The sequence below is a fragment of the uncultured Campylobacter sp. genome, from assembly GCF_938045205.1.
Lineage (GTDB): Bacteria > Campylobacterota > Campylobacteria > Campylobacterales > Campylobacteraceae > Campylobacter_B.
The window spans coordinates 1-7,975 of sequence record NZ_CALIMY010000125.1 but is presented as its reverse complement, the minus strand read 5'-3'; the positions used below and the strand labels follow the sequence as shown (position 1 = coordinate 7,975).

The following is a 7,975-nucleotide window of genomic DNA, read 5'->3' as shown; positions in this document are numbered from 1 at the left end:
GTATCTGCTTCTTAGCCCGAAACAGATCGCCGCAGAGGAGCTGCGAGGCGCCTTTGCGGACAAGCCGCCGCAGGAGTTTGCACGCATTATCGAGGCTTTGGAAGCCAAATACGATTGCAAAGACCGAATGCTCTGCTACGTCGTTTGCTATTTTACGCCGAGGGGCAAAGAGGGGATGCGGGCAGACTTCGGCGTCTGAATTTGAAGCGCGGCGGATTAAATTTAAATTTGACCGCGCAGCGCACTCATGCCAGATAGCGAGAGTTTGATTTTGCGCGTAAGACCTGCGCCGTATGGGGCAAGTGAAATTTAAGCGACGAATTTAAAAATGCTGCGACTAGTGGAATGGGGTCAAAATGATAAAATCCATAAAATTTGAGGGCGAAAGCATCGAGGAGCTGGAAGTTTGGTACTACGCCCCAAAGCACGAATGCAGCGCGGCGGAGTTCGCGAGAGAGTGCGGCAAGCTCATGCGCGCGGACTTTGGGCTCGCCTCCCTTTACGAGATAAAATTTGAAAAATTCAAGTCCTGCGAGCTAGATGATTTTATGAAAGAGCGAATAACGGCAGCTTTGAGCGCGGCAGGGCTATCGGACGAGCCTCAAAATTTCGCAATGGGCGGCGAGAACGACTGGGACTGGCAGGAGTGCTCGTTTGAGGCGAGCGGACAGCGATTTTTACGCGTCTGGGCGACGTCGGCTTGATAAATTTAGCCGCAATACGGGCTTTATGCGCCCGAGGTTTCGGGCGGATTTGCTGCGGAACGCTTGTAAAACGCGCCGAGCTACGTTAAAATTCCGCGCTACCGCTTATCTCGCGCGATTTATGTGTTTAGACGCGGTAGTGCATCAAGCCCGCGGAGTGAGCTAGCGCGCCCTATTTTGCGCAAATTTACGCGCCGAGACGGGGCGGGCGCCATGCTTTGAGCCAAAATTTATTTGAAGGGAAAATATGAAAAACCTATTTCTAGCCGCGCTTGCAGCATTGGCGCTTAGCGGCTGCGCGGGCTTAAAATGCGGCGCAAAGGACGGACGAGACGTCGCCGAGATCGACGTGCCCGAAGATGGCTGGACGAGATACCTAGGCACCGACGGCGAGATCAAGGAGGTCGCATTTTTCACGGCGTTTTTCTCGGGGCAATTCCGCCCGCACCCAAAAGATGGCGAAAAGATCGGCTTCGTGCTTACCAAAAAGAGCGGCGAACGCATACCGATAAGGCTCGGCAATATGTATAAGGCGGCAGACGGCGCATTTGTGCTCGCGGATCTTGACGCGCAGAGCGACGTATGGGGCGGAACCGAAGAGCTGCGCAGAGCAAAACGGGTGAAATTTTACAAATTTCAAGAGGGCAGCGTCAAAGTAACGGACTATGAGGCGCAAGGCGGGCTTTGCGAGGCGTTTTACGCAGGCGAAAAGATAAGCGTCAAAAGCGTGCTAAGCCGCCACGCGAGCAAGGCTGGCGAGGCTAGCGGCGAAATTTCCACCGTGCAGACGCAGGGCGAAATATCGCGCGCCGCCGTCAAGGCTTTAAGCTCGCACGAAAAGCCGTCGCCGCAAAGCTCTAGCAAAAATTTAGCAAACAAAAAGAGTACCGCGCAAAAAACCGATAGCGAGGCGTTAAAATCAGAGACGGAGGCGTTAAAAAACATAATCTGTATTAGAGGAAAAAACGAAGTCGATTGAAATTTCAGTTTAATGAGTAAAAATTTTGCTAAAATTTTGAATAAAAATATCTTTTCAAGGAGCAAAGTATGAGAAAAAGCGTTTTATTTTTCCTATTGCCGCTGTTTTTGTTCGGCGGCGAGGCGCAAAAGCAGCTAAACGTCTTTCAGCTAACGCCGTCAAAGATGCCGCCGCAGCAATTTAAAGTCGAAGCGATCTTTTCAAAAGAGATCAAAGCCGACTGCAACGACGCGTATCTGATCGGCGGCAAAATAGAGCAAAAAGAGGGCTCGGACGGGCTTTATTACGAGTTTAGCGGCGGCGATGAGCTTGCTCAAACGCTGATGCTGTGCGACGGCAAGAAGCAAAAGAAGCGGATCTATTACGAGCTCACGCATCCATTCGCCTACGATGGCGGCGAAATTAGAATTTTAGCGCCCAAAGACGTTAAGGTCGAGCTTAAAATTTACGAACTCGTAGAGAGCAAAGAGCCTAAAATCCGCAAGATGAAATAATTTCGCAAGAAGCAGGGCGGACCGAGCTTATGCATGGCGGAATTTCCGCCATGCAATAGATCTTTCATCGCGCAATGGTTTTGCGCGTAGGCGAGATAAATTTTACGGCGAAGAATGGAATTTCGGCACCGATGGGTCGTTTGGTTAAAATTTCAGTATAATTTCGCAAAAACAAGGAGAGAGTATGTCAGAGAGAATTTTTGAAAGCCTAAAAGAGCTTTTGACGCAGCAGAGCGCGCGCTTCCGCGTCGTAGCTCACGAAAGCGCGGGCACCTCCGCCGAAGTCGCCAAAGCCCGAGGCACGCAGCTAGGTCAAGGCGCAAAGGCGCTGGTTTGCACGATCAAGGGCTTTAAGGACGGGCAAATTTCTTTCGCGCAAAATTTAAATTTAGCAAGCGCCTATGACGCGCAAAACTCCAATGCTTCCAGCTTTGCGAGCGCTCAAGGCTGCGAAAACGGCGCCTGCGCTGGAAATTTAACTTTAACCGCCGATCAAATCTGCGCAAATGTGCCGCAGCAGCTGAAGCTTCCTAGCGACAAACCCGCGGGCAGAAACGGCAGAATCTATGTCCTAGCGGTCTTCGCAGCCGATCATAAAACCGATCTAAAACGCTTGGCAGAGGGGCTTGGCGGCACAAAAGCATCGCTCGTAAGCCCCGATGAAGTGGGCGATCTCACGGACTGCGTCATCGGCTCGGTGCCGCCTTTTAGCTTCCACGACAAACTGCTGCTAATCGCCGATCCGTCGCTGTTCGGACGGTTCGAAGAGATCGCTTTCAACGCGGGCCTGCTCGATCACTCGATCATCCTAAACGCACAGGATTACGCGCGCATCGCAACTCCGCGCATCGTTAGCTTCACCGAAAAGGCTACGGAAGACGAATAGCAGCGCATCGTCCGTTTCACGTAAGAACAAGAGGAATCGGATTAAATTAGCCCAAAAGCAAGGGCAGAAAAAGACAGCGCGAGAGTGGTTGTAAAAAGGGCACTTTGATTTTTGATCTTTTTTCTTCATATTAAGGCTTTAAAATTTGCAGTATGATCAGGAGCAAAGAGATTGCGACCGAAACAGGGGGGGATGGGGAATGCTATGAAAAAGGTGTGGATATTTTTGCTGTGCCTACTTACGCTATGCGGCATGGAAAATGCCGCGGCCAAGGAAGACGATGCGCCGCGGCCAGAGATTTATCAGAGTATGAAAGATATTTACGACGATCTACCGATCGCGCAACTGCCGATACGCTATCCGGGAGAAATTTCGCCCTTAGCAGCTATCGATAAAAATTTACTTGATAAAAATGAGCTGTTTTCGTTCGCAAAGGAGAATTTTTTAATCGACAATCTAAGCGCGTATTGGAAGAGGATCAAAGACATAAGGGCTTGTCGTTTGCCCGAAAAGAGCGCCAAAACAATTCTGCTAAGGCTTTATCTGATGGATTTTCAAGATAGCAGGCACGGGCACGAATATGTTTTTATGTGCCTTTTAAACGACGCATTTCGTATAAGCGATTGTCGCGAAATTTACGTCGATTATGTGCACTGCGGTAAAAGCAAGCCACCAATGCGCGCCAAGCAGGAGTTCGTCATCGACGCCGATTTACGCTGCACAGTAACAACGTACTACTATACTTTAGATAGCGATAAAGAGCTGCACAGAAATGTCTGCGTGTACGAAATACAAAACGGCACGATCGTTACTAAGGATTAAAATTCAAGGCGATCTTGCGAGATGTTTTTGGTCGTAAAGCCGTAAATTCATAAGCAGAGCCGCAAACTGAGACGCGAATTTGCTCTATCTATGAGCCCAGCTATTTCAAATCGCGATAAAATAACGCTCAAACCGAGCCCTGAATTCGTCATATTGATGAGGCGCTGTTTCGAGCCGCGCCAAAACGGCTCGTAAATCTTTGGTGCACCGCAGCGTTCCACTAAGATGCATTGCCTTACGGAGTATTTTAACGACGGCGAGCGCTTTATTGGTTTTGACTTCCTGCAACAAGCTAAATATCAAATCTGAAATTCTTGGTGCGCCCCGAAAGCAACGAGGATAAAACATCCAAATTTTAAAATTTTAAAATTTTTAAAATAAAAGTGTGAGTTTAAAAAGAATTAATCGCGACGATATCGTATCGCCGCGACTGAAAAGGGCATCATCGTGCCCGCGAAGGTGCTTATTTCATAGCGCCTTGTTGTTTCATCTGATCCATCATCTGCTTAAATATCTCTTTAGCTTGCTTGCAAGTGGCCTCTTGCTGCTCCTTAGGAAGTGCGCTGATCTGATCCATAGACTGCTTTTTTTGATCCTCATACATCTTGACCTGCTGCTCTTGACCCGCTTGTTTGTAGGTGTCAACCATCTTATCAAGATCTGCGAAATACTCTTTGCAGCTATCTGAAAGATCTGCGGCGCTAAGACTTAGCGCAAAGCCAAAACTAGCCAAAACTAAAAGTGATTTTTTCATTTTTCTCTCCTTGTAAAAAATCAGCGAAAGTATATCATTTCGCTTAGTAAATTTGCCTTAAATTTTAATCAAATACGACCGTTTTTTTAAATTTATAGCGCTTTTGAAATTTTAAAATTTTACTCTCGTCGCAACGCTTACATTTTTTAAAATTTAACTCGTCTTTAAATTTTAAAATTTCGGCTCGCGGTTTTGCAACTATCACCGACGATCTTTAAATTCCGTCCCCGCCGCCTCTTGGGACTGCAGCATAAAATCACTTCTCTTCAAATCTAATCTGCACCGATTTTTTGTGCGCGCCTAGCCCCTCTGCGTCCGCTAGCGCCATGCACGCGCCTCCGAGCTCGTCTATGGCGCGCTTATTTAGCGCTATAATCGAGCTTCGTTTGATGAAGTTATAAACCCCCAGAGGCGAGAAAAATCGCGCGCTTCCGCCGGTCGGCAGCGTGTGGTTAGGGCCTGCGAGGTAATCGCCCATCGCTTCGGGCGTGTAGTGACCCAAAAATATCGCGCCTGCGTGGCGTATGCGCGGAAGCAGCTCGTAGGCGTTCTCAGTCGCGATCTCGAGGTGCTCGACCGCAAGCTCGTTCATCAGCTCCACGCATTCGTTCATATCGCGCGCGATGATGATTGCGCCCTTATTTTGCACGCTGGCGCGAGCGATCGGCTCACGCGCGAGCGTAGGCAGCTCGCGCTCGATGTGCTCGGCGACGGCAAGAGCGAATTTTTCATCGTCGCTTATCAAAAAGCTGCTTGCGATCTCGTCGTGCTCGGCTTGGCTGAGCAGATCCACGGCGATGTTGCGCGGATTTGCCGCAGCGTTTGCGATGATGCCCACTTCGCTAGGGCCTGCGATCATATCAATATTTACGTCGCCGAATACGAGCTTTTTAGCGGTCGCTACGAAGATATTCCCGGGTCCCGTGATGACATCGACCTTGCCGATCGTGCGCGTGCCGTATGCCATCGCCGCGATCGCGCTGGCGCCGCCCACTTTGTAGGCCTTTTTGATCCCTAGCACATGCATCGCCGCAAGCAGTAGCTCGTTTACGACGCCGCCCACGGCGGGGGTGCAGACGCTGATATCCTCTACGCCCGCGACGATTGCGGGGATCGCGTTCATCAGAAGCGAGCTCGGATACGCCGCCTTGCCGCCAGGGATATACAGCCCCGCGCGATCCACGGGCGTAATCTTTTGTCCGAGCATCGCGCCGCTTGGATCGAAGCTAAACCAGCTTCTCTCAAGCTGCTTTTCGTGATAGGCGTAGATGCGCTCGTATGCGACTTGTAGCGCGTTTTTTAGCTCTGCGGTTAAGCCTTCATACGCAAGACTCATCTGCTCTTGCGTGATAGCCAGATCGCCCTGCACGCGCCATCTGTCAAATTTCTCAATCTGTTCAGCTAGCGCCTCATCGCCGCGCGCTCTGATCTCCTCGATGATGCCGCTTACGACGGGCATTACCGATCTCATATCCGTCTCGCCGCGGCGCACCAACCTCGCAAATTCCTCTTTGAAATTTGCGTCCGTGCTTTTTAAAATTTTCATTTTTGCTCCTTGTAATGCTTGGAATTTTAACGCTTTTTGCTAAATTTCGCCTTTAAGCTTGCAGCTGTGTAAATTTAAAAACTATTTGAGCTCGCCGATTTTCAAAAGATTAAGCGAAAATGAAATAAAATAGCCGAAATTTCAGACGGAGAGATGTATGAAAAAGATATTTTTGGCGCTAATCGCCACGGCGGCGGCTGTATCGTCGGCGGGGGCCACGGCTTTGTCGTCGGCAGAACAAGAGGGTCCCGGTATAAGCAGATTACAAAGCGAATGCGATAGCAACAACACCTTAGCATGCGTAAATCTCGCCATGGCATACTATTCAGGGGATGGCGTGAAGCAGGATTATGAGAAAGCAAAAGAGCTAAATTCTAAAGCCTGTAATTTGGGAGACGGCTGGGGTTGCACCACCTTAGGGGCGTCATACGAATACGGCAAGGGCGTAGAACAAGATTATAAAAAAGCGATCGAACTGTATTCTAAGGCCTGCGACTTAAAAAATAGCATAGCTTGCGGCAATCTGGGTGTTTTATACTACTCAGGCAAGGGAGTAAAGCAAGATTACAAAAAAGCAACCGAACTGCTTTCCAAGGCTTGCGATTTGCAAGAAGGCCGCGGATGCTACAATCTCGGGCTTTTATATGCCTCGGGCGAAGGCGTAAAACAGGATTATAAAAAAGCAAGCGAGCTATATTTGAAAGCTTGCGATTTAAAACATGGTAAAAGCTGCCATAATCTTGGAATTTTATATGAAAAAGGAGAAGGCGTAAAACAAAGCTACCAAAAAGCGGATCAATTCTATTCTAAAGCTTGCAATTTAGAAGTTGCCGAAGGATGTTACAATCTTGGAGCTTCATACTATTTAGGCAATCATACAAAGCAGGACTATAAGAAAGCAAATGAATTGTTTTCTAGGACTTGTGATTTAGGATATAGCATAGGATGCTATGCTCTAGGGTTTTGGTATGCCTCAGGCGAAGGCATAGAACAAGACTTTGAAAAAGCAATAAATTTGTATTCTAGAGCTTGCGATTTGGGGCATAACACAGGATGCTATAATCTAGGAGTTTTGTATAGTTCCAGCGAAGGTGTAAAGCGGGACTATAAGAAAGCGAGCGAACTATATTCCAAAGCTTGCAATTTGGGGAACGGGCTAGGATGTAGTGATCTAGGAGTTTTATATGAACAAGGGGAAGTCATAGAGCAAAACTATAACAAAGCAAATGAGCTATATTCTAAAGCTTGCGATTTGGATGTCGGTGAAGGTTGCAATAGTCTCGGGGTTCTATATGAGTCTGGTAAAGGTGTAAAACAAGACTTTGAAAAAGCAAAAGACCTGTATTCTAAAGCTTGCAATCTTGGAGATGGACTAGGATGTGTCAACTTAGGAGCTTTATATGAACAAGGAAAAGGTGTAAAACAAGATTACCAAATAGCAAATAAATTATTTTCCAAGGCTTGTGATTTAGAAATTGCCGAAGGATGCTACAATCTAGGATTTTTATATCATTCAGGCTACGGTGTAAACCAAGACTATAAAAAAGCAAGTGAATTATATTCCAAAGCTTGTGATTTAGAATATGGTATAGGATGTCATAATCTTGGATTTTTATATTATTCAGGCGCAGGCACAAAGCAAGATTACGAAAAAGCGAGTGAATTGTTTTCTAAGGCTTGTGATTTAGAAGCCGGTGAAGGGTGTGATGGCCTCGGACATCTATATGAATCTGGTAAAGGTGTAAAACAAGATTACCAAATAGCAAATAAATTATTTTCCAAGGCTTGTG

The 7,975-nt window shown here is 47.6% G+C and carries 10 protein-coding genes; 7 read left to right on the top strand and 3 right to left on the bottom strand.

The genetic code is table 11. The features are described from left to right. From Q0198_RS07580 to Q0198_RS07555, 6 genes are all read left to right on the top strand, one after another. Positions 1 to 199, top strand: a 199-nt coding sequence (locus tag Q0198_RS07580; protein ID WP_297896626.1) for a hypothetical protein, incomplete at its 5' end; no start/stop codon positions are given. A 157-nt stretch (positions 200 to 356) separates the two neighbouring features. Beyond that, on the top strand, positions 357 to 704 hold the full coding sequence (locus tag Q0198_RS07575) for a hypothetical protein (protein ID WP_297896624.1): 348 nt from the start codon (positions 357 to 359) through the stop codon (positions 702 to 704). A gap of 247 nt (positions 705 to 951) precedes the next feature. Next, positions 952 to 1,683, top strand: a complete 732-nt coding sequence (locus Q0198_RS07570) for a hypothetical protein (protein WP_297896622.1) — start codon at positions 952 to 954, stop codon at positions 1,681 to 1,683. Positions 1,684 to 1,751: 68 nt separating this feature from the next. Then, a complete protein-coding gene (locus Q0198_RS07565) occupies positions 1,752 to 2,177 on the top strand; it encodes an ecotin family protein (RefSeq protein ID WP_297896620.1) in 426 nt (141 codons plus the stop codon). A gap of 184 nt (positions 2,178 to 2,361) precedes the next feature. After that, positions 2,362 to 3,063: a YbaK/EbsC family protein gene (locus Q0198_RS07560; protein WP_297896619.1), complete on the top strand. Its 702-nt coding sequence runs from the start codon at positions 2,362 to 2,364 to the stop codon at positions 3,061 to 3,063. Positions 3,064 to 3,267: 204 nt separating this feature from the next. Beyond that, positions 3,268 to 3,885, top strand: coding sequence for a hypothetical protein (locus tag Q0198_RS07555; protein WP_297896618.1), 618 nt, complete (start codon positions 3,268 to 3,270; stop codon positions 3,883 to 3,885). A gap of 463 nt (positions 3,886 to 4,348) precedes the next feature. Here the strand turns inward: Q0198_RS07555 and Q0198_RS07550 are convergent, their stop codons facing one another. The 3 genes from Q0198_RS07550 to hisD all read right to left on the bottom strand — a co-directional run bounded on the left by Q0198_RS07550 (position 4,349) and on the right by hisD (position 6,185). Then, positions 4,349 to 4,639, bottom strand: a complete 291-nt coding sequence (locus Q0198_RS07550; protein WP_291936556.1) for a DUF5339 domain-containing protein — start codon at positions 4,637 to 4,639, stop codon at positions 4,349 to 4,351. A 64-nt stretch (positions 4,640 to 4,703) separates the two neighbouring features. Beyond that, the gene (locus Q0198_RS07545; protein WP_297896616.1) at positions 4,704 to 4,844 is read right to left on the bottom strand and encodes a hypothetical protein; all 141 of its coding nucleotides are present in this window, start codon (positions 4,842 to 4,844) and stop codon (positions 4,704 to 4,706) included. Positions 4,845 to 4,895: 51 nt separating this feature from the next. Next, on the bottom strand, positions 4,896 to 6,185 hold the full coding sequence (gene hisD / locus Q0198_RS07540; protein WP_297896614.1) for a histidinol dehydrogenase: 1,290 nt from the start codon (positions 6,183 to 6,185) through the stop codon (positions 4,896 to 4,898). A gap of 157 nt (positions 6,186 to 6,342) precedes the next feature. Here hisD and Q0198_RS07535 point away from each other — a divergent pair. Continuing rightward, positions 6,343 to 7,975: SEL1-like repeat protein (locus Q0198_RS07535; protein ID WP_297896612.1), on the top strand; the 1,633-nt coding region annotated here is incomplete at its 3' end.

Bases quoted from the DNA above. Each gene is read 5' to 3' on its own strand.
- Q0198_RS07575 (WP_297896624.1), top strand. From the start codon at position 357: ATGATAAAATCCATAAAATTTGAGGGCGAAAGCATCGAGGAGCTGGAA.
- Q0198_RS07570 (WP_297896622.1), top strand. From the start codon at position 952: ATGAAAAACCTATTTCTAGCCGCGCTTGCAGCATTGGCGCTTAGCGGC.
- Q0198_RS07565 (WP_297896620.1), top strand. From the start codon at position 1,752: ATGAGAAAAAGCGTTTTATTTTTCCTATTGCCGCTGTTTTTGTTCGGC.
- Q0198_RS07560 (WP_297896619.1), top strand. From the start codon at position 2,362: ATGTCAGAGAGAATTTTTGAAAGCCTAAAAGAGCTTTTGACGCAGCAG.
- Q0198_RS07555 (WP_297896618.1), top strand. From the start codon at position 3,268: ATGAAAAAGGTGTGGATATTTTTGCTGTGCCTACTTACGCTATGCGGC.
- Q0198_RS07550 (WP_291936556.1), bottom strand. From the start codon at position 4,639: ATGAAAAAATCACTTTTAGTTTTGGCTAGTTTTGGCTTTGCGCTAAGT.
- hisD (WP_297896614.1), bottom strand. From the start codon at position 6,185: ATGAAAATTTTAAAAAGCACGGACGCAAATTTCAAAGAGGAATTTGCG.